The organism is uncultured Microscilla sp. (assembly GCF_947493425.1).
Taxonomy (GTDB): Bacteria; Bacteroidota; Bacteroidia; order Cytophagales; family Microscillaceae; genus Microscilla.
In genome coordinates, this window is the sequence record NZ_CANLRP010000080.1 from 1 (window position 1) to 22,707 (window position 22,707).

15 protein-coding genes are annotated in these 22,707 nt (G+C 41.5%); 10 read left to right on the forward strand and 5 right to left on the reverse strand.

The window, feature by feature from the left end; translation table 11 throughout:
* Window positions 1–445 precede the first annotated feature (445 nt).
* Complete coding sequence (gene corA / locus Q0954_RS19255) at window positions 446–1,528, reverse strand: magnesium/cobalt transporter CorA (protein WP_299459227.1); 1,083 nt, start codon at window positions 1,526–1,528, stop codon at window positions 446–448.
* Between the two features lie 381 nt (window positions 1,529–1,909).
* Between corA and Q0954_RS19260 the strand changes: the two genes are divergently transcribed.
* The gene (locus Q0954_RS19260) at window positions 1,910–4,225 is read left to right on the forward strand and encodes a SpoIIE family protein phosphatase (protein ID WP_299459228.1); all 2,316 of its coding nucleotides are present in this window, start codon (window positions 1,910–1,912) and stop codon (window positions 4,223–4,225) included.
* 24 nt (window positions 4,226–4,249) lie between these two features.
* Entirely contained in the window at window positions 4,250–6,328 is a 2,079-nt protein-coding gene (locus tag Q0954_RS19265; RefSeq protein ID WP_299459229.1) for a SpoIIE family protein phosphatase, read from the forward strand.
* On the opposite strand, the gene Q0954_RS19270 is transcribed toward Q0954_RS19265, so the two are convergent.
* Both Q0954_RS19270 and Q0954_RS19275 read right to left on the reverse strand, forming a co-directional pair.
* Window positions 6,329–7,060, reverse strand: a complete 732-nt coding sequence (locus Q0954_RS19270) for a protein phosphatase 2C domain-containing protein (RefSeq protein WP_299459230.1) — start codon at window positions 7,058–7,060, stop codon at window positions 6,329–6,331. It abuts the gene before it with no gap.
* 5 nt (window positions 7,061–7,065) lie between these two features.
* A complete protein-coding gene (locus Q0954_RS19275; RefSeq protein ID WP_299459231.1) occupies window positions 7,066–7,482 on the reverse strand; it encodes a hypothetical protein in 417 nt (138 codons plus the stop codon).
* A 79-nt stretch (window positions 7,483–7,561) separates the two neighbouring features.
* On the opposite strand from Q0954_RS19275, the gene Q0954_RS19280 reads away from it, so the two are divergent.
* The gene (locus Q0954_RS19280; RefSeq protein ID WP_299459232.1) at window positions 7,562–9,817 is read left to right on the forward strand and encodes an FG-GAP-like repeat-containing protein; all 2,256 of its coding nucleotides are present in this window, start codon (window positions 7,562–7,564) and stop codon (window positions 9,815–9,817) included.
* 307 nt (window positions 9,818–10,124) lie between these two features.
* The gene (locus Q0954_RS19285; protein WP_299459233.1) at window positions 10,125–10,568 is read left to right on the forward strand and encodes an NUDIX domain-containing protein; all 444 of its coding nucleotides are present in this window, start codon (window positions 10,125–10,127) and stop codon (window positions 10,566–10,568) included.
* 58 nt (window positions 10,569–10,626) lie between these two features.
* On the opposite strand, the gene Q0954_RS19290 is transcribed toward Q0954_RS19285, so the two are convergent.
* Window positions 10,627–11,409: a metallophosphoesterase family protein gene (locus tag Q0954_RS19290; RefSeq protein ID WP_299459234.1), complete on the reverse strand. Its 783-nt coding sequence runs from the start codon at window positions 11,407–11,409 to the stop codon at window positions 10,627–10,629.
* 706 nt (window positions 11,410–12,115) lie between these two features.
* On the opposite strand from Q0954_RS19290, the gene Q0954_RS19295 reads away from it, so the two are divergent.
* The 4 genes from Q0954_RS19295 (at window position 12,116) to Q0954_RS19310 (ending at window position 18,788) form a co-directional block, all read left to right on the forward strand.
* A complete protein-coding gene (locus tag Q0954_RS19295; RefSeq protein WP_299459235.1) occupies window positions 12,116–12,958 on the forward strand; it encodes a hypothetical protein in 843 nt (280 codons plus the stop codon).
* 302 nt (window positions 12,959–13,260) lie between these two features.
* The gene (locus Q0954_RS19300; protein ID WP_299459236.1) at window positions 13,261–14,571 is read left to right on the forward strand and encodes a DUF5690 family protein; all 1,311 of its coding nucleotides are present in this window, start codon (window positions 13,261–13,263) and stop codon (window positions 14,569–14,571) included.
* A gap of 186 nt (window positions 14,572–14,757) precedes the next feature.
* Window positions 14,758–15,600 carry a hypothetical protein gene (locus tag Q0954_RS19305; protein WP_299459237.1) on the forward strand — a complete coding sequence of 281 codons (843 nt, stop codon included), beginning with the start codon at window positions 14,758–14,760 and terminating at the stop codon, window positions 15,598–15,600.
* A 344-nt stretch (window positions 15,601–15,944) separates the two neighbouring features.
* Window positions 15,945–18,788, forward strand: a complete 2,844-nt coding sequence (locus Q0954_RS19310; protein WP_299459238.1) for a T9SS type A sorting domain-containing protein — start codon at window positions 15,945–15,947, stop codon at window positions 18,786–18,788.
* Window positions 18,789–18,885: 97 nt separating this feature from the next.
* Here Q0954_RS19310 and Q0954_RS19315 read toward each other — a convergent pair whose 3' ends face one another.
* Entirely contained in the window at window positions 18,886–20,514 is a 1,629-nt protein-coding gene (locus tag Q0954_RS19315; protein WP_299459239.1) for an acyl-CoA carboxylase subunit beta, read from the reverse strand.
* Window positions 20,515–21,010: 496 nt separating this feature from the next.
* On the opposite strand from Q0954_RS19315, the gene Q0954_RS19320 reads away from it, so the two are divergent.
* Both Q0954_RS19320 and Q0954_RS19325 read left to right on the forward strand, forming a co-directional pair.
* Entirely contained in the window at window positions 21,011–22,138 is a 1,128-nt protein-coding gene (locus Q0954_RS19320; protein WP_299459240.1) for a T9SS type A sorting domain-containing protein, read from the forward strand.
* Window positions 22,139–22,267: 129 nt separating this feature from the next.
* Window positions 22,268–22,657 carry a hypothetical protein gene (locus Q0954_RS19325; protein WP_299459241.1) on the forward strand — a complete coding sequence of 130 codons (390 nt, stop codon included), beginning with the start codon at window positions 22,268–22,270 and terminating at the stop codon, window positions 22,655–22,657.
* Window positions 22,658–22,707 lie beyond the last annotated feature (50 nt).

Genomic DNA, 22,707 nt, shown 5'->3' on the forward strand with positions numbered 1-22,707 from the left:
AGCAGCTATTGTTATGCTGTAAAACTATCAAAAAAATCAAGACTTATCTGCTATAAAAAAGTGTACGGTTTCAAATTACCTACTTTATTTTTAAAAGGGTTTCAGTTTTAGGTCTAAACGTGCAAATAAATAGTTTTTAAACTCATAACCGTTTGATAACCGAGCCTCTGGCGAGTTCTTAGATACCGATGTATATCGGTGCTCAATGAAGTTAATCAGTAGTCAACTTTGGCTAAAATCACTGCGGAGTATTGCTATTCAATACTCCACAATAATTTCAAGTGAAGATATTTGCTAATAAGTAACAGCGAGTAATTAGCTATAAGTCCTTAGCTACCAATGTATATTGATGCTACAATTAAGAGCAAATTGTTCATAATGTGATAGTTATACCTGTTTGCTGAATGACCGAAGGCGAGATCAGGCTGTTTGTAAAACAGGAGAGTTACAACCAACGCTTGCGTCGAAAATAGTAGAATAAAATACTGGCTGTACTAATCATCACTATCCAAATAATATAATAACCATATTTGGTATGTACTTCAGGCATTTCGTCAAAATTCATCCCATACACCCCCACAATAAAAGTAAGCGGCATGAATATGGTAGAAAAAATAGTCAATACCTTCATTACATCATTGGTTTTGTTGCTCAGCATTGATAGGTAAGTGTCTAGCAGGTTGCTGTTCATATCTACCAGCGAGTCGGTATTGTCAATTACCTGAATGGTATGGTCGTACAAGTCCCTGATATATAAGTGAACAGATTTCAGAAATTTTCCGGCGTCGTCTTCTTCTCTGATGATGTTGTTGACAATTTCGCGCACTGGGCGGGTGTTTTTTCTTACAAAGGTGAGTTGCCGCTTAAACTTGTGCAAGGCCTTGGTAGGGTCACCGGCTGACTCATGGATAATCTTGTCTTCAAGTTGTTCTAGCTCTTCTGATACCCCTTCTACTACTACCATGTAGTTGTCAACAATGGCATCCATCAATAGGTAAAACAAGTAGGCAGAGTCAGAGTTTCGGACTTTGCCATTGGGCTTTTTTCGGAGGCGCTCTCTGATATTTTCAAAGGCATCACCTTCTATGTCTTCCTGAAAAGACAGTACATAGTTTTTGCCCAAAATGAGGCTTACTTGTTCTACTTCTACTTTTTTGATGGCTTTTTTATACGTTAACATTTTCATTACCACAAAAATGTTGTCTTCGTAAAACTCAACCTTTGGGCGTTGGTGAGTATTGACTATGTCTTCCATGAGCAAAGGGTGCAAGTTAAAGTACATGCCCAACGTTTTTACTATCTGCACATCGTGAATTCCATCTATATTGAGCCAGGTTACACTCTCTTTTTCTTTATAATCATAACAGTTCCTTACGTCGCCTATCACCTTTTCTTCAAATACGTCAACCCCATCGTAGTCTATAACGGTAATATCAACCTTGCTCGATTTGGCGGCACCCACGTAGGTAAGCGTACCTGGTGCCTGACCTGCAATGGCTTGTTGATTCTTTAATCTGTTGGTCTTCATAATTAAAAATACTTGTTTTGATACAGCTTATTAAACTCAAGCTCAGAACGGCGCATAGTAAAGTCAAATATATTGTAGTAGTATCAAATATAAAAAAATGCCCCATATTTACAGGCTTTTAGTGTGGGCATTTTAAGGCAAATTGGTTAAAAAAATCTTAAACTAGTTGTAGAGACTGCATGCTTAAGCACCGTTTTTCGTATATTTAATTTTTATATAAAATCAGGGAGAATAGTCACAGGCAAAATTGATGGTTAATGGATCATTATTTTAAGCTTCTTTGGTCAGTAAATGCTCAGGGTGGTATGTTTTAGGTCATTTTAACAAAAAACAAATTGTTTCTATCGCATTTGTGAATGATTTTTGGTAAGCAAATAAATTATGTTGAAGTATATAGGGCTCATTATTTCTATTTGTTTTTGGTGGGGAGGGGCATCAGTTCAAGCCCAAAAGCGGGTACAGAAAGTAAAAGCGTTTGCTGTAGAAGAAAAACAAAAGCTACAGGGAGAATGGTTGTATCATAAGGGAGACAATCTGGTGTGGGCAAAACCAGGGTATGACGATAAAAACTGGCAAAATATTGATCCTCGTTTGTGGCTTAAACGCATCAAAAAAGGCACCTTTGAAGGTATTGGCTGGTTTAGAATTCACTTAGATATAGATGAATCTTTGCGGGGCAAAACCATTGCTTTGTTGATGCATCAACGGGGAGCTTCTGAAGTATACCTCAATGGAAAACTGGTGCATACATACGGGGTAGTGAGCACCAACACTGATACTGAAGTAAAGTATAACCCCTTTGGCGAGCCTGTAAAAATGCGTTTGGGTACCCAGGCAAGGCAAGTATTGGCAGTGAGGTATTCGAGTTCGAACGCGCTCAAGCTACACCGCAACCTCAACCGTTGGGCACGAACTGCAGGTTTTCATTTGTACATTGCCCCACTCGACCAAAGTATCAAAGATGTGATAGATGCCAGGGTGTTTGATGCCTTGATAAGCATAGGACGCTCCGGAATCTTGTTTGCTTTAGGTTTATTGCACTTGTTTATCTTTATTTTTTATCCTGTACAGCGTGCCAACTTGTATTATGCCTTGGCCACCCTTGACTTTGCTTTCACTTTTTATATCAGCTATTTGCACCAGCATACCCATAGTGTAGATAATGTGATATGGCTCAACATTACCTCTTACCTTTTATCCATTACTATTCCCTTATTTTTTCTTAAGTTTCTGTACACCTTGTTTAACGACAAAGTGCCCCGGCATTCATTGATGTTTCTGGTGTTTGCCTTGATCAATGCAGGCGTCATGTTTTTTGCTTGGTCAGCTACAGTTTTATGGGTATATCAATTGGTTTGCGGCATTGAGGCATTGAGAGTGACCATAGTGGCAATACGTCGTAAAAAAAAGGGGGCAAAACTTATTTTTGCCGGGGTAGTAGGGCTTATTATTTTTACCCCGTTGGGCACACTGGCATTTTTGTTTCCTGCCATTGGGCAATTAATTTCGTCAAATATTATTGCGTTGCTGGTAAACTTTGGGATTTTAAGCGTCACAGGTACCGTATCGATTTACCTTGCCCGTGACATTGCCAAAACTTCTGTTAATCTGCGCAATCAACTGGACGTAGTACAGGAACTATCGGCAAAGAACATTGCGCAAGAACGCGAAAAACAGGAAATACTAGAACAACAAAAAGAAAAACTTGAGCAATTGGTGCAGGCACGCACCAGCGAGTTGGAAGAACAAGCCACTTTGGTAAAAGAGCAAAACGCCGAGTTAACCAACATTAACGAAGAAATAGCTGCCCAACGAGATGTGCTTCAGGGCAGAACTGAAGAATTGGTAGTGGCTTACAAGCATATTACTGACAGTGTACAGTACGCACAACGGATTCAAAATGCTATTCTGGGTAATCCAGCGCAAATTATTTCTAATTTTGAAGAGGCTTTTATATTTTTGAAACCTAAAGACATTGTTTCGGGTGATTTTTATTGGTATACCACCACCAGAAAGCGTACCGCTGCAATGATTAACGATGACCAATCTATAGTACCCGCAGCAGTATCTTTGTCAACCATTAAAATTTTGATTGCAGCTGATTGTACCGGACACGGAGTGCCAGGTGCCTTTATGACTGTGATGGGAAGTAGCTTGCTCGATGATATTATAAACTCTAGCCATACTACTATGCCTGATCAAATACTGAAAGAACTTGACAGGCGAATAATTAAAAGCTTGAGTACCAAAGGAGAAGCAAAAGTAGCAGGGAGAGCAGGACAAGTAAATGATGGGATGGATATGTCGGTAATTATGCTGGACGAAACCCAAAACAAACTTTATTTTGCCGGGGCTAAAAACCCTTTGTATTTTATCAGAAATGGGGTACTGGAAAACATCAAAGGGTCAGTATACCCTATAGGGAGTGAACAATATAAGAAGGAAAAGAGTTTTGAACTACACACCATTGATACACAAAAGGGAGATGTGTTTTACATGTTTTCTGATGGTTTTCAAGATCAGTTTGGTGGTCCCGAAGGGCGAAAGTATATGCGTAAAAACTTTCGCAACTTTTTATTAAGTATTAGTCACTTGCCTATGACAGAGCAACAAGAAAAAGTGACCCAAGAGTTTGATCAATGGTGTAACAAACAATCCCAAACCGACGATGTATTACTTATGGGGTTTAAGGTTTGAAGTGGTTTAGTTGAATAATAGAATATGTATAAAAAGTACACACTGTTTTTTTTAATGTGCCTGGTAGGTAGTTTGTTGCATTTGCCCAACACACTGCGTGCCCAGGTGTCAACCAGTTGGCAAGATGTAAAGCTAAGTGGTCAAGGGAAAATAGTGATTTACTATAACCCAATCACCCATTTTATTGTCAAAAACAGCGCAGGCAAAATGGAAGGCATAGAGTACGAACTCATGCAAGAGTTTGTGAGGTTTACTGAGAAAAATTATGGAGTAAAATTAAAAGTTGAATATCGGTATTTTGAAAGTTTTGCCCCGTTGTTTGATTCTATTTTGGTTGCCCCCAATGGGAGCTTTGCGGTTTCGTCTATGTCAATTACTCCACGTCGACTTCGGCAACTCAAATGCAGCCCACCTTATATGCCCGATACTGAAATTATTATCAATAGCCAAAACGTGCCCATAGTGAAAGACTCTGCGGAGTTTGTGCGTCGTTTTAATGGGATGGTGGCGCTTGTAATAAGAAATACCACCTATGAGTACAACATGAAAAAACTCAAGGAAACATTACTGCCCAACCTTAAAATAGAGTATGTAAAAGAAACCAAGGAGATAAAAAAACGAATGAATAATGAGCCTAATATTATGGCTTATACTCAAGTAGCTCGTTACCTGGCTTTTAGGCAAGGTGGTTTTTTGATGAATCGACAAAAGCTTTTTCAAATAAAAAAAGTGGGACGTGGGGTGTTTTTTCCTAAAACGAGCGATTGGGACGAACCCGTACAGGTGTTTTTCAACGACCCTTCATTCAAACCCTTCATCAACAAAGTGATTAGAAAGTATTTGGGTACCAACGAACAAGATATTTTCTGGAAACTGTCAAATCAGAACAACCCCAATCAACAGGAAATGGCATTGCTCAACAAAGAAAAAGAGTTGCAGTTTTTGGAGTTGCGTCGTCAGAAAAACGAGATAATTGCCCATAACAGCATGCGCAATTACCTTATTGCCGGGTTTATCATTGCCATTGTCATTGCCCTTACTTTTTACTATCGTTTTCATATTAAAAAGCAAACCGCAGAAATACTCAAGCAAAAGAATAAAGAAATTTCGGAGCAGAGAGGGCAGCTCGAAAAGCAAACCGGCGCCCTGAAGTATATTGCCGAAGAGCTGGAAAACCAACGCGATACTATTGAAGATAAGAATAAGCTATTGGTGCACCACAACAAAAAAATAACCGATAGCATCCGGTCTGCCAAAGCCATTCAAAAAGCCATTTTACCCTTAGAAGATAAGCTTGAAGCCAATTTTAGCGAACATTTTGTTTTTTATAAACCCAAAGACATTGTTTCAGGCGATTTTTATTGGTTGAGCGATGTAAATATTGACGAAAAGCAGGAAAGAGGACAACAGAAAACACTTAAATATAGTGCGCCTTCTGCCATACCCTTTGATCCTTTGTCAGGGTACAGCTTGTCAGAAGAACAGGCAGGTGAAAATGCAAAATATACCTTTATTGCAGTGGTAGACTGTACCGGACACGGAGTGCCAGGGGCTTTTATGAGCATGATTGGCTTTGCTTACCTTAACCAAATTGTCAATGAAAACCATATATTGGATCCTGCGGAGGTTTTACAAACATTGCACGTAGAAATTCATAACAGTTTGAAACAAGCCGAAACCAACAACGACGAAGGAATGGATGTTTGTTTGTGTAGGGTAGAGGCTTTGCCCAATGGCGAATACGAAGTAAAGTTTGCCGGAGCCAAGCGTCCACTGTTTTATATCACCAACGGAACATTACACGAAATAAGAGGCAATGCCGCCTCAATTGGTGGTTGGCAAAGGCAAATGCAGAAGAATTTTAAAACCAACACCATTCGTTTGACAAAAGGAGACATATTGTATTTGAGCAGCGATGGTTTTATAGATACCCCCAACCCCGAACGAAAAAACTTTGGAACCCTCCAGCTCAAAGAGCTGATCAAAGACAATAGCCACTTGCCCCTAAAACAGCAGGCAAATGTATTTAAAGAAGCCCTCAAAGCTCACCAACGTGATGTCGACCAACGCGACGACATTACATTGGTGGGCGTCAAGTTTTAGTTATTTGATCAAAACCCTCACCACCGCCATATCGTCTTGCAAATCTGCTTGATACTGAGAACGTAGCCTAGCCACCACTTGCTCAAGCACATGCGCATCTTCAGTATCAATGGTGTTGACCATTATTTCGTCAATAGGAGAGGGGGGCGTGTCTGATGTATTGTCAAACTCTATCGCAAGCACTCCATCAGTGGCAATGCTTAAATCGTGTACTTGCTCAAATACCCACACCTGCGCGTGCTGACTAAACCATTTGTCAAAAGCCTGATTGATATGGTAGCCCAAATAATCAGGCTGATTGTCCTGATCAAGTATTTTTACCTGCCCATTCACCGCTATTACTCCATCGCCAATGCCTACTACCCAAGCCCTATGATGCACTTGGTCTATCACAGTCAATACCACAGTACTCATAGTTTCTTCTTGGCTCAAAAACAACTGATTTCTTGCTTGTTTAAATTCCAAAAATAATTGTTTGAGCACTTCCTTCCCTATTTGTGCTACATCTTTGAGCTGAGAAAGTTCAGGTTGATACATCAACGTAGTACACACCTTGCGCAATAATTTAGCAATGAGAGTAGAGGCAAAAAACGAGGTTTTGCCCATGGTGCTACCATCCATTACTGCTGCCAACAGATAGCGTTGTCCAAGGCTTTGCGTAAATAAAAAGTCTTCGCAAAACAGCGCGTGTGTGTAGCCTCGTTGTAATGTGGTGAATAATTGATAGGGCATATATTTTAAATAAATTGAATAACCGATTGCATCCCTAACTCGCCGCCTCCCAGCACCAATACATAATGATCCGAAAAATCGCGGTCTGACAACCAATTGTGCAAAGAGAATTTATCGGGAAAATAACCCGCTTGGGGGTTTTGTGCCAAAGCCTGCACGATGGTTTTGCCGTGAAAAGTGACCGATTCAGGGGCATATTGCGCAATTATTTCTCCCAATTCCTTATGTGTACTTTCGTCATTGCTCAGGTCGGCAATAAGCAATGCCTTGGGCTTAGCTTGTACGTTGGCGAAAGCCTGAAGACTCGCTTTTACCTGGACGACCTCTTGAAATGAATCATCGAACAAAATCGTATAGGTATCTTGAGTAATTACCTGCCCTTGAGCAGAAATAATTCGTTGTTTTATAAAATCTACACTCATTATAAACTTATTTAGTGGTCACTGGTTGATTAATGCATCTTTAAAGGTAGTTGCAAAAGTACATAAAATTAAAAATCTCATGTCATTCAAACGAATCATATATTTCATTGGGGCAGTTGTTGCCTTAGGGTTATACCCACACAAAGCAACTGCCCAGTTCTTCTTTAGCCGTCGTGAAATGCCCATTGTGCAAAACAATACGGGAAGTACGTATACCAATGCTTGGGCGGGAGGCATTAACTCGGCACAATATAATACCATGAAGCTCAATAATGATGCACTGGAAGACCTGGTGATATTTGACCGAACCAACAACAAAATATCCACTTTTATTGGTGTAGAAACCAATGGCCAAAAAAGTTATACTTATGCCCCCGAATACGAAAGTTTTTTTCCGGAATTATCGTTCTGGATGCTGTTGCGTGACTATGATGGGGACGGCAAAAAAGATATTTTTGCCTACAGCCGAAGGGGAGGCATTTTGGTGTATCGTAACGTAAGCATTGCCTCTCAACCTCCTCAGTGGGAGCTTACCACCGACCTTATCCGCACCGAAGGTTTTACTCCCAACCTAAACCTTGCTGTGCCAGCTACTGACATCCCATCTATTGTAGACATAGACAATGACGGTGACCTGGATATCATTACGTTTGATTTTTTGGGAGGATTGATTGAACTGCACCAAAACCAAAGCATAGAGCAAAATGGCAATGCTTCACAACTGGTATACAAACGGGTAGATCGTTGCTGGGGCGGAGTGCAAGAGGGTGCTACTTGCGGTGTATTTAGCTTTGGTGCTACCTGCGACAATGGTCGCCGAACCCAAAGCAATGCAGGTAAACGGGTAAATCACGTAGGATCAGCATTATTGGTCAGCGACTTGAACGGCGATGGGGTACACGATGCCCTCATTAGCGATATTAGTTGTACTAAAGGCTATCGTATGCTGAACCAAGGCACCAGTGTAGCAGCGGCTTTTACCCAGTTTGATGTAGGTTTTCCGGCAAGCAAACCCATTGATTTACCGCTTTTTCCGGCCTTTTTTCTTGCCGATGTTGATTTTGACGGGGCAAAAGATTTGTTGGTGTCGCCCAACTTATTCGGCAACGAAGACAATCGGGTAAACTTTGCCCAGTCGTCGTGGTGGTACAAAAATACGGGCAATAATGTCGCTCCCCTATATGACTTTCGTCAAACCGATTTTATGCAAAACACAATGCTCGACTTGGGCGAAAATGCTTTTCCGGCGGTGGTAGACTATGATGGTGATGGTGACCTTGATTTAATAGTGGGCAATGCCGGACAACCACAAGGCAACGGAGATTTTTACGCCACCCTGCACCTTTACGAAAATACAGGAAATGCCCAAACACCTGCTTTTAAGCTCAAAGACACCGATTATTTGCAATTGTCGGCACTCAAGGTAAGTCGTTTGCAGCCTGTAGTACAAGACTTTAATCAGGATGGGGTGAGCGACTTGGGGCTTACCTGGACTAAAGATAGTAAGGTTCTGTTTCAGTATTTGCCCAATGGAGCCGCCAATGGCCAGGCGGTGAGTTTTGACCTGGCGCAGGCAATTAAATATGACTTGCCCCTTTCGGGGAGTGACCAGCCCTTGTTGTTAGATCTAGACAACGACGCTGACTTTGATTTATTGGTGGGCAAAGGCAATGGACAATTAGAGTATTATCTCAATCAAGGGAATAATCTCTCGCCTGATTTTCAGCTGCAAACGGCTACCTTGGGAGGCATAGAAGGGAGCAGTAGCACCCGTAATTTGCGTTTGGCAGTGGCCGATTTTGACGCAGATGGGAAACCTGATTTGCTTACGGGCGATAATTCGGGCAAACTGAACATGTATTCGGGCTTTTTGGAGCAACTCAACAATGCCATCTGGACTCCTGCCACCGACTTGATACTCAATGAATTATCGCGAGAGTATGCCCCTTATCGTTTTGGTATTATGGTAACCCCGGTAGCGGCTGACTTAAATAATGACCAAAATCCTGATATACTGGTAGGAACTAACGGGGGGGGAGTATTTTATGTTCGAAACGATGAAACCAGCCAGCCACCGCCACCTGTGTCTGGCAGTGGGCAAACGGTGTTGATTTTCCCTAATCCGGCAAAAGGCATTGTCAATATTTTATCGACAGAAGATGCTACCGTAACTGTGCAAAACCCCTTGGGACAGGTATTGGTGAGTAGTTTTGCCACTACTGCCAACATTGCCAAATCTTTTGATGTGTCGAGTTTGGCTTCAGGCTTGTATTTGTTTAAAATTGTAGGCACTACTACCGGGCAAACAACCGTACATAAAGTGGTAGTAAACTAGTACCTTAAATACTAAATACCTAACCCATTATTTCGGCGATTTTTGAAGTTCGTCAGAAAACAAAACTCATCCCAAATAATAGCGCATTTACTTAATGTTTAAGGTACTAGTACTCTAGCTTCTAAGTAGGTACAGAATACCGCTTTACTTATGTAGTGTCTGGAGTACTAGGAAAAACCTACATTTTTGAAGCATAGGAAGGCTGGCTTGCAGGCTTACATAAAATTAGCCGAAAGGCAGCACTCAAACCCCGAAGAAACTCCAGAGGGATAATGTGTCAGCCACCATCAAAAAAAACATAGATACAATGACGCCTAAGATTAGAGTAAAAGCTTTTGGTATTTTCAAACACAAAGCGCAGTTTTTATTTTCTAAACATTATGACACCACCCAACAAGGCTACTTTGTAAGACCTTTGGGTGGTTCGGTAGAATTTCAGGAACACAGCCAAGACGCTTTGGTAAGAGAAATACAAGAAGAAATTGACGCGGTTATTACTCAGCCTGAGTTGCTACAGGTAGTAGAAGATTTTTTTGAACACCGGGGCAGGGCTTACCACGACATCGTTTTTTTGTATCAGGCACGTTTTGTCGACGAAACATTGTATCAACAACCCCGCATCAACTGTCAGGAGTTGGATGGAACAATTTTTCAGGCATATTGGCTGAGCCTGGACGAAATTAAAGAGAAACAATATCGGATAGTACCTAAAGGATTGGAAGACATACTGACCAAGCTGACTACTGGGTAAATAAAAATAAATGAGTTCAAATCAAGTGCAGTGTTGTGAACTGCACTTGATAAATGCCCTAAAAAAGGCTTTTAACATTTTCTGCGTTTTCCTGGGTCATCAATTCCATGGAGTCAAGATCAAGACAACACAAACGCCCCAGCTCTGTGCTCCCTGTCTGAGCAAATACACAACCATTATCGAGAGGGATTAGGGGCTTGTTTTTTTCAATCTGATGTTTGATGTCATAAATACTGGTGGGAGTATGCCCAAATACAATTTTACGGTTTTTAAACTTATCGAAGGTAGCTTTAAGGGCAGGTTCTTTGGGCTCGTTTTGCTGGTACATCATCCAATGTATCTCTATGTTTCTAATCCAAATCATACTATATAAGTCCTGAAAAGGATTGCGACGCTTAAAGTTAAAGCCAGCGTGCACCAGGTAAAAATCGTCCAGTTCATAATAATAAGGTAACGACTGGAAGAAATCCCAATAAGCAGTAATTACTTGACCGTTTTTATCCAATAAATTTTGGGTGTTGTTTTCATGCAATATGCGTTGTAATGCTTCGGGTGATTCTACCTTGTAGTCATCCAAAAACATTTGTTCATGATTGCCTCTTAACGGGAAAATTTGAAACCCTTTGTCTTCCAGCTCAAACACGTAGTCGAGCACTGCGGCACTGTCAGGACCGCGATCGATAAAATCACCCAGAAAAAACAAATAATCGTCTTTAGTCAACTTTATTTGTTTTTCTATCAGCTTCTTAAGGGTGCGGTAACATCCATGAACATCACCTATTACCAACCTTCTCCCTTGAGGTTTAGTGATAATCTTGACTTGTATATTTTCTTCATTCATTGTAATGCCTTATTAATGTTGGTGCCAAGTTAAGAAAGAGTAACTCAATAATAAAATGGTGTGGGATATGCCTGAATTTTTGCGATAAAAACACCGTGTTTAGAGTCCAAACTATTTTTTACGAGCATAGTTTTTTTAAGGTTTATATTTTAATCTCGCCTTAATTAAAATGGAAAAAATAAAATAGCCCATAGATTAGCTGCGCAGAGTTTGAACTTCGTTCTGCGGTTAGGTTATTTTTGTAGTTTTACTTAAATACAATACTCCGTAGTGATTTTAGTCAAAGTTGGTTGCTGATTACCTTCGGTGAGCATCGGTATCTAAGGACTCGCCAGAGGCTCGGTTATCAAACGGTTATGAGTTTAAAAACTATTTAATTACGTGTTTAGGCGTAAAACTGAAACCCTTTGAAAAATAAAGCAAGTAAGCAATCTTAATATAAAATACTGCTTTACAGTATTTAACAAGGTAAACATTTATTCGGATCAGCTACGGACTATCGACTAAATACTATGGACTATTGTTAAATACCTGACTATCTTTTATTTAGACTTAAACCCAAAACATAGTCCTATTGTTGTGTATAGCAAGTGTTTTTTGTAGAAACCTTCCGCTTTCTACTGTATGGCACTCCTTCATTAGGGACGATCAACGTTTGGTCAGGATTTTGCGGGCTATACAAGCCTCAATCACGAGGTAAGGACAGATGAAAATATTTTCGAGAAATTTATTAAAGTGGAAGTTGGTTTATCAATCACTTCCTTTTGCCGTAGGCATATTACTTATCAAAATCGGGCTGGTTTATTTTTTTAACATCAATGGCTTTTTTGAAATACAAGAAATGCGGCTGGTGTTTACCTCAGGGGTTTTTCTCATTGGTTTTATGCTTGCCGGCACCCTGGCTGACTACAAAGAAAGTGAAAAAATACCAGGGGAAATTGCTACCGCGTTGGAAACCATAGAAGAAACCAGTGTAGCCCTGGCCATCAAGACCAATACCAGTACCAAATCGGTGCGTTGGCAAGTACTGGAAATGAGTCAAATGATTTATGACTGGTTTTATCGTAAACATTCTGAGCAGGAAGTACACCAAACCCTGACCGAATATAACCAAACCATTCATGCCTTAGAAGCTGCCGGAGGCGCACCCCCCATCATTGGACGTTTGTTTATCAGGTTGGGCGACTTGCGCCAATTGGTTACCCGCACCAATGTCATTTCTAAAACAGGTTTTTTGAGCACAGGATATGCCCTGTTAGAGCTGTTAATAGTCATTGTGAGTGTTTTGCTGCTATTGCTACATTTTCAGAGTACTGTGTCAGAGATTGCCATCATATTAGTGATAGAACTCATCTATGTATACATGTACAAACTTATTGTAGACATAGACGATCCTTTTGAGTATGAAGAGGGCAAAGCCCAAGGAGCCGCTGAAGTGACACTTTTCCCCATCGAAAACTACATTAATCGCCTTAACCAACGCCTGGAAGCTGAAGAACCTCAAAGGGTAAGAAAAACGGTGAGCCAAGGTTCAGAGGTGGGTACTTAAGTGGGAACCTTACAGAGGCAAGCCACAAGGTACAAACATAGGTTATAAGCACCCGTATGCATTGTCATCTAAGAGCTTGAGGTTGTTATGCAAGCAGCTACGAACTTTGCAATACTTGATGGTTTATCAAATTGGTAAATAGAGCCAAGTTGCAAGCTTAAGACTACTTGATGAGCCACTCACAAGTTGACAAGCCACTTATTTTAATGCCCCATTCTTTTAGCAGGCTTGCCCCTATAAATTTGGGGCTATCCACCCTTTCTGCTATCTTACCCCACTAAACCGCAAACCTTCCAAACAGAATGACCATCTTTAGCAAAAGCTTACAGCAACGTTTGAGCACTGCCGAACCCTTTATGCTCAATATATTTATAGTAGCGGCAGTGTTTAGTACCTATTTTTGTGCTTATGGTTTTCGTAAACCCTTTACGGCTGGTTCTTTTGACTTAAATTTTACCCTTCCCCTCATCAAAGTAACTTTAAGCTACAAAATACTATTGGTAGTAGTACAAACCCTGGGCTATGCCACCGCCAAATTTGCCGGAATCAAGCTCATTGCCGAAGCCAAAAAAGACAACTTATCATTGGTGCGTTCTATAGTAGCTTTGCTTACCATTGCGGGGCTTAGTTGGGTGCTTTGGGCAATCACCCCACCACCTTATAACCTGGTTTTTATTTTTATTAATGGTTTTCCGCTGGGGCTTATCTGGGGGCTGGTGTTAAGTTTTATCGAAGGACGCAAGTATACCGAGTTGTTTGGTACCGGGTTGAGCGCCAGCTTTATATTTGCCGCCGCCTTTAGTCAGCAAATAGGGCAAGCAGTACTCAATCAAGGCATTTCGGAGTATTGGATGCCTCTATATGTCAGCGGTATTTACTTTGTGCCCATGTTGATAGTTGCCTGGCTATTGGGGCACACCCCACCCCCCAATACCGAAGATGTACTCCTACGCAAAGAGCGTCAACCGATGGACAGCACCCAACGAAAAAGTTTTATGCGTGCATACGGTGGTGGAATTTTCTTCTTGATTATTGTATACATGTTGCTCAATGCCTTTAGAGAAACCCGCAGTGGTTTTGCCAAAGAAATATGGGCAAGTATAGGCTACCAAGGCGATTTATCGGTATTTAGCCAATCCGAAATAATAGTAAGTATCCTTATTTTGATATTGTTAAGCCTCTTGGTTTTTGTTCGCAAAAATTCCCAGGCATTCTACATCACCCTTATAGGGGTGGGTGTAGGTTCGGCGTTGGTAGGCTTGAGCTCTTTTTTGTATGCCCAAGGAGCCATTAATGGATTTGTGTGGATGATTTTGTTGGGGTTGGGCACCTATATGGGTTACATACCCCTGGGTTCTTTTTTGTTCGACCGTTTACTGGCTGCTACTAATTCGGTGGGTACTGTAGGTTTTCTTATTTACATGCTCGACGCCTTTGCCTACATTGCCAGTATATCAGTAATGTTGTACAAAAACTTCTCGTTTGCCCAAGTCAACTGGTTGCAGTTTATGCAAAAGTTTGGCTACCTGCTTGCCATAGTCAATGTAATAATGTTGGTTTTTGCCGGGTGGATTTTCAAGCAAAAAATTGACAAAGCCAATCCTAAAAGGTAACTTTTGAGCAGATAGTTGGGGAGTCGATAATCCACTGTTGTTTTCTTAAGTCTTGAATTGCAACTTTTTGCTTAAAGCACCGATATGCATCGACATCTAAGGACTTGAGGCCGTAGAAATTACCAACTACGGACTCCCGACTCCTGACTATTTCACCTATAAATTTAACTTTTAAAACTTATTATTATGGTACCTTTGAAAATATCAGAACAAACCCTGGTGATAGAAGAAAACTGGGACCGTTGTGAGCGTGAAATAGAGCGCATGTGGCAAGAGGGCTTTTACATTACCGACTTCGACTATGGTGATGGAGTTTATCACGTGGTAATGAGTGCTGGCACCGGTTGGAGCGAGCAATACATTGAGTCGGGCAGTGAGTTTCCTGAGCGTAAAATAGAAGAAGCCTGGGACGAAGGATATGTAGTGACTAATATTGCCATTGACGACGAAGAGTGGATTTTGGTGTGCACCGCAGGTGTACGAGGTATAGGCGGGCAAAGTTGGCAGGGTACTGAACACTTCGACGATTTTGAAGACTCTTTTCATGAAGCTTTGCACCAAGGGCTTACGATGACCAAAATGGCTTACGATGATGAGGATGGCCTTTATATAGCCATGCTTGCCGAAAACCTGGGTTGGGAGCAACAACTGTCTTATTGGGAAGAAATAGAAGCTGATATGTACTTGGGAGGCGAGCGTCGCCGGGGTTATCAGCGCCAATATCGCAAACCCCGCAATGCTTCACACAATCGTTTTAGCGAACGCTTTGACAGGATGGGCAAAAATTGGGATCCTAACAACCGACAGGTAGAACTGGAAGAGGAGGCAATGGTGACTGATATTATAGACCACGACGGAAATTATTTCTTTGTCGAGTCGTTCGACACCCCTTATCGTGAGCAGTGTATTCACCGCCGTGAACACTGGGACGATATAGACATGATTGTACAAGAGCGCTGGAGCGAAGGTTTTTTTATCACTACTGCCGCTTACATCTACGATGGTTGGGTGTTGGTGTTCTCACGTTAGTTACTGAAAATACCCATTATCAAATACCAAGCGCCTGCCTTAGTTTCAATAGGGCAGGTGTTTTATTTAATGCCCCATAAGGCATAGTGATTAAATCTAAAAAAACGTCGAACAAAAATTTTTGCAGTTGCCAACTTGCCTTTACACAATGCCTTGCCAATCAGTAGATTTGTTGGTTAATATTTTTTGCCTTTCTCATCCTTTAGATTTTTCAAAATAGTATTTAGTATTATAAGTAAAATAAAAAATACCATTTTGGAAAAATAATCTAACCTCTAACACCGCATCTAAGACAAAACCATCTGTTAGATTAAATTCCTTACATCAAACAAAACATAATTTTAATGAAATTACTTAAATATTTCACCTTTCTACAGGTGTATAGTTTACTATGGTGTATGCTGGGGTTATCGTTTATCAGCTTAGCGCAAAACGCCCCACAAGTGATAGATATTTATGCCGGATTTAATAATTCCAGCAACCCCTCCGAGCTGACCGCCATTGGCAACAAACTCATCTTTAATGCCACTACTTTGGGGGCAGGCAAAGAGCCTCACTTAAGCGATGGTACTGTAGCGGGCACCTCTCTTGTACAAGATGTTTTTCCGGGTACAAACAGCTCAAATTCAAAATACTTTACGGAGTTTAAAGCAGGTGGAACCACTTATGCCTATTATTTTGCCAATGATGGTGTTAACTCAGGGGCATTGTACCGCACCAACATTGCCAACGGAGCCACTGAGCTGGTCATAAATGTAAATCCTCCAGGGAGCATCAGCAGTTCACCGGGAGCGGGGAGTGGCGAATTTTTGGTCAATGTAAACGGTACTTTGTTTTTTGCCGGGCAAGACCCCACAGGCAGGCAAGAATTGTTTAAAAGTGATGGTACTGCCGAAGGAACTGTCTTGGTAAAAGACATCAACGCTACTTCTCTGGGTTTTTTCACCCTGCCTTCGAACCCTGAAAACCTGACCAACATCAATGGCAAGTTATTTTTTACAGCGGATGCTGATTTTGATGGGGGAGGAACCGATGTAAACCGTGAGCTTTGGGTGAGCGATGGTACTGAAGCTGGTACCTACATGGTCAAAGACATTGACCCGACTGGAAGTTCCCACCCTAGTAATTTAGTGATGAAAGATGGGCTTTGTTATTTCTTTGCCAGCGATGGTACAGGTGTTTCGTTATGGTTTAGCAATGGTACTCCTGCAGGCACCCAAAAAGTACAGTTTCCGGCGGGCACCACGGTAAACCCTACGGCTGGTTTGACTTTGGCGGGCAATCAATTATTTTTTGCTGCTCACGATGCTACCAGGGGTACTGAACTATGGTATAGCAATGGAAGCGTAGCAAACCCTATAGAGATATACCCAGGGACAAACAGTTCTAACCCTCAAAACTTTACTCAAGTAGGAGATGATTGTTACTTTACTGCTGTAGGCGAAGACAAAGGTGTCGAGCTTTGGCGAACTAACGGTGCAAGCGCCTCTTTGGTCAAAGACATTCAACCTGGTTTCTTTGGCTCAAACCCAAGTAATCTTACTTCGGTAAAAGCCTTGTTAAACGGGAGTACTGTTAACCTCTTATATTTTACGGCTTTTACGGCTACCAATGGGTTTGAATTGTGGAAAAGTGATGGTACTGCATTGGGTACTATATTGGTTCAAGATGTGAATCCTAGTGCGTCCTCTGGCGCGTCTAAAATTTCGAGCATTACAGCGGTGCCTTTAGCCAACAATCAAGACGGTGTTTTCTTCTCGGCTTACAATGGAGATGTAAATGTAGGAACAGAGTTGTGGTATACTCTTGCCAATGCTACTCACCCACCTAACCCGCCAGTTGCTGTGCCTACTCCTGCTAGGTGTGGGGCGGGCACCCTGGTTTTGCAAGTAGAAGGAGCTACAGTTGGGCAAAAATACCGTTGGTATACTTCTGCCAGTGCTACCAATTTTTTGAAACAATCTATAGATCATAACGACCAATCTTTTATCACCCCTTTACTAAACGCCAGCCAGAGCTTTTATGTAAGTGCAGTGAGTGTTGATGGTGTATGGGAAAGTGACCGGGTAGAAGTAGTGGCTCAGGTAGTTACCTCGCTGTCTCCACCAATTGTGAGTCACCGTCAAATATGCGGTACAGGTCAATTAGGACTGACAGCCTCTGCTGATGCACCTATAGCCGTACAATACCGTTGGTATGATGCACCTAATGGAGGGGCTGTATTACAACAAAGCACCAATGCTGAATATGTGGTAGATGTATCGGGTAGTACTACTTATTATGTAAGTACTTATAGTGAAGCTTGTGGCTTTGAAAGTTCACGCACTACCCTAAATATTACCTATTCGCCTTTAACGGGAGGCATCATAGGTGGAGATCAAGAGGTGCAAATTGGAGGGTTTCCTGCCTTAATCACATCTGAGGAAGAAGCAGGTGGAGGTTTTGGGTACATTCGTTACCAGTGGCAAAGTTCAGAAAACGGCATAGATTGGCAATTGATTGTGGGCGAAGGCAATGGTGACTATCAACCAAGTGCTTTGACCACTACTACCTACTTCCGTCGTTTGGCGTCTTCTGCCGAGTGTGGACAAACCGTGTCTAACGTGGTGAAGGTAGATGTTGTTCCCCCTTTAAATGCCCCTGCTTTTGAGGGACAACTCGCCGCAGTGGATACTGTGTGGGCAGTGAAACTAGCCTGGCAAAACAATGATGACCGAACCGAGGGTTTTTATCTGGAAAAAGGAGATGGAGTCAATTTTACTCCATTGGCTACACTGGCCGCTACCGATAACAGTTACATAGATTATGGTAGCATTTTGGGCAACAAGGCTTATTATCGCTTGCGTGCTTTCAAGGGCAATGTGGTTTCGGAGTATGTAGAGATCAGGATTGCACCTGATCCTGAACCATTGCCAGGCGGAGCTGGAGCAGAGGCAGGAGAAAATACTTTGGTATACCCTAACCCAGTGGGCGAAATAGCCAACATTAAGTTAGACATGCCCGAAAGCGGTCAGGGTGAAATGATACTGCGAAGCAATGAAGGAAGAACTGTATTGCGTTCTTCATTTAACAAAACCTCAGAAGATGAGGCTTTTACTCTACAACTTCAGTCTATCAAACCAGGTATTTACTGGCTTGAAATTATTATTGGGGACAAACGGGTTGTAAAAAGAATAATCAAGAATTAACCAATTTGGGTGAGCCAATGAAACATCAACAAAGCCGCTAAACTATTGAGCGGCTTTGTTGTTTTAATTATTGTAAGAAGAGCAACACCAGATGTTATTAAGTCTGGATAACGCCCACGTTGTAACGTTGTGTAATGGGGGCGTGATTGGCTGCCTCAATGCCTTGAGAAATCACCTTGCGGGTGTCCAATGGATCAATGATGGCATCTACCCAAAGCCTTGCCGCCGAATAATAAGGCGACATTTGATTGTTATACCTATCAGTAATTTTGTTCAATAGATTTTCCTCTTCTTCCTTAGAAATTTCCTCACCCTTGGCTTTCTTAGAGGCTGTCTGAATCTGCAACAGGGTTTTGGCAGCAGCTTGGCCACTCATTACGGCAATTTTAGCGGTAGGCCAGGCTATCATCAAGCGTGGGTCGTAAGCTTTGCCACACATGGCATAGTTACCTGCTCCATAAGAGTTGCCTATCACAATAGTAAACTTAGGCACAACCGAGTTGGCCATGGCACTGACCATTTTAGCGCCGTCTTTGATGATACCACCGTGTTCGGAACGACTCCCTACCATAAACCCAGTCACATCTTGCAAAAATACCAACGGAATTTTTTGTTGGTTACAAGTCATAATAAAACGGGCTGCCTTATCGGCCGAGTCAGAATAAATGACCCCACCCATTTGCATTTCGCCTTTTTTAGACTTGACTATTTTACGTTGATTAGCCACAATGCCTACTGCCCAGCCATCTATACGTGCCCTGCCACATACAATTGACTTACCGTAATTTTCTTTGTATTGGTCAAACTCCGAATTGTCTACCAGGCGACTGATAATATCTACCATGTCGTAAGGTTTGGTACGGTCGGCAGGCAACATTCCATAAATTTCTTCCTGCTTGAGCTGAGGTAGTTGTGGTTCGGCGCGGTTAAAACCTGCTTTTTCATTGTCCCCCAATTTGTCAAAAGTACGCCTAATAGCATCCAGGCAAGACTTATCGTCAGGGAATTTATTGTCTGTTACTCCCGAAATTTCGCTGTGAGTAGTGGCACCCCCCAAGGTTTCGGCATCTACATCTTCGCCTATAGAAGACTTGACCAGGTAAGGACCCGCCAGAAAAATAGAGCCTGTCCCTTCTACAATCATTGCCTCGTCTGACATAATGGGCAAGTAAGCCCCACCTGCTACACAACTACCCATAATGGCCGATACTTGCACTATACCCATTGCCGACATTTGAGCATTGTTGCGAAACATGCGCCCAAAGTGTTCCTTGTCGGCAAATACATCGGCCTGAAGAGGAAGAAAAATTCCAGCACTGTCTACCAAATATATAATAGGCAACCTGTTTTCTATGGCAACCTCTTGAGCTCTCAGGTTCTTTTTTGCCGTAATAGGAAACCACGCCCCTGATTTTACAGTAGCGTCATTGGCTACAATTACACACTGTTTACCACTTACACGACCAATGCCCATGACTACCCCACCAGAAGGGCACCCACCGTATTCGGTGTACATGTCATATCCGGTAAAAGCGCCTATTTCCAGAAACTCAGACCCTTCGTCGGTCAGGTAGGCTATTCGTTCGCGGGCAGTAAGCTTGCCTTTGGCATGTTGTTTGGCAATTCTTTTTTCGCCTCCTCCCATCGCTACTTCTTTCAGGCGGGATTTGAGCAAAAATACTTGTTGTTTGAGGTGATCTTCGTTTTTGGCAAATTCTAAATTCATAGGTCTGTTTTGGTATGCATATAATGAAAGTGCAAATAAAAAGAATTATACTCTATTGACAAAAAGATGGGCATGAATGAAATGATTTTATATAGCTTGGGGTAAAAAAAGCAAGTCGGCTTATTTTGAGAATACTTAGTTTAGTAATGATTGTATGAAGTATAAATGACGGTATTCAATATAAAATTTGTTGAAATAGGATGATTTTGGGAGGACTGTTTTTTGAAGAATATTTTTTCGCTTAAATATTACACCTTGAAACTTAACATAATTAAGCATTATAAAGCGTGATAACTTATAAGGTGCAGGATGCGTTATGAAAATAGCTTATGTATAATTATTATACTCATTACAAATAAGTATTTTCTTACTTACTTCTGTAATACCATATGATATAAAGAGCCTGGTAAAACTATAATAACCGCAGAACGGAGCTCAAGCCCTGCGTGGTAGAATCCAGCATGCTGGTGGTTTATCACTTCTTGATTTTTTACTCATGAAACTTTTCAACCTGTTTTTTACAATTTTTCTGTTTTTAAATCATTGGATGCTGTCTTATGCCCAATCTTGCAATGCTTCGGTATCGGGTTTGCAAAACTGGAGTGCTTTGAGTTGGAGCTGTTCTGGTGGAGGCATTGCTCCCATTGTTGATGGAAACACTTATGCAGAAGATGTAACCATTAACAGCTTAAGTTCTGGCGATATATTGACTGCCGATGTAAGCATCATTATAGATGGAGACTTAAATATCAACGCTAGTGGAGGAGATCCTGCTTTTACAGTACCTGCTGGGGTTACTATTCAGGTGACTGGAAACCTCAATAGTGACAATAACAATGTGCTGTATACTATAGAAGGAACCCTGATTGTAGATGGTACTTTTACAGTGAAAAACGGTAATCAGTTTGCGGGCGGTGGTACCATGCAAGGAGGAACATTGATCGTAAAAAATAATAATGAATGTGCAGGCACTTGCCCAACCATTACTTTTGCCAATTGCTGCGAAAACGCAGGAACAGATTGTTACCCACCAGGTACCCCTTCTCAGTTTTGCACCAACAATACCTCCAGTGGACTACCTGTGGAGTTATTATTTTTTGAAGCAAAAGTTAACCAGGCAAGTGTTTGGTTAAAATGGGCAACTATTCAAGAAAGCAATAATCAATATTTTATAGTACAGTGTAGCCAGGATTTATTTAATTGGCACAACATAGATACCCTACCAGGGCAAGGCAACCATGTGGGTTTATGGTATTACAGCATTGCTGATACACCCCGTGTCAACGGACAGATGTATTACCGTTTACAACAACAAGATATTGATGGCACGATGGCTTATTCATCGGTAGTCGGAGTTTGGTTACATACCAATGTTATTCAACCAAAGGTATATCCCAACCCTGCCGTTGACTACCTTCAGGTACAGCTCAGCGAAGCTTTGGGCACTGTACGTATCTATTTGATGAGTACTTTGGGAGTAATAAAATGGCAGCAAACCGTATCGACAAACAACGCTGGTTTTTTGCTTGTAAGAATAAGTCTGATAAATTTTTCTTCAGGAGTTTATGTACTAAGGGTTGTCACAAAACAGCAAACATTTCAGCAGAAGGTTGTAGTTAAATAGTTGATTTTCACTAGTAAAGTTTGTAACTTTCCGATTGTTTATTAGATATCTTTATAAAAAACACCATTGAGGTTAGTACAAAGTCATTTTTTCAGGCTTACCTTAATGAACCCCACAAAGTTAAAAATCATGCAAAGTTCAGACATTAATGCCACGCCTAAAAATACCATAGGTCGCCTGGCAAAAGACTGCTATCTTGCTGCTGCTTGTCAGCATGTAGGAGCCTCAGCCGAAGTATACGAGCATTTTGCCGTTATGAAAAAGTTTCAGGAAGAACATCTGCCCAATGATAAAATAGGGCTTTTGTACCTGAAAACATACGATAAAGCCGCCCCCCAAATTGTGGAGAACATCAATGCCCACCCATCACAAAATGCTATTTATGCCTTTATTTATCAAGTAATAGAGCAATGTGTAGATGCTATCAGAAAAGGCGCATTCGACGCTGCGCATAGAGTATTGGTAAACATGATGCACAACATTCAGCTTCGCTATGGTGTAGCCGAAAACATCATCTGATGTTTTTTTTGGTAAAGGCATTTTTAAAAAAACTGTGGAGTATGATTGGA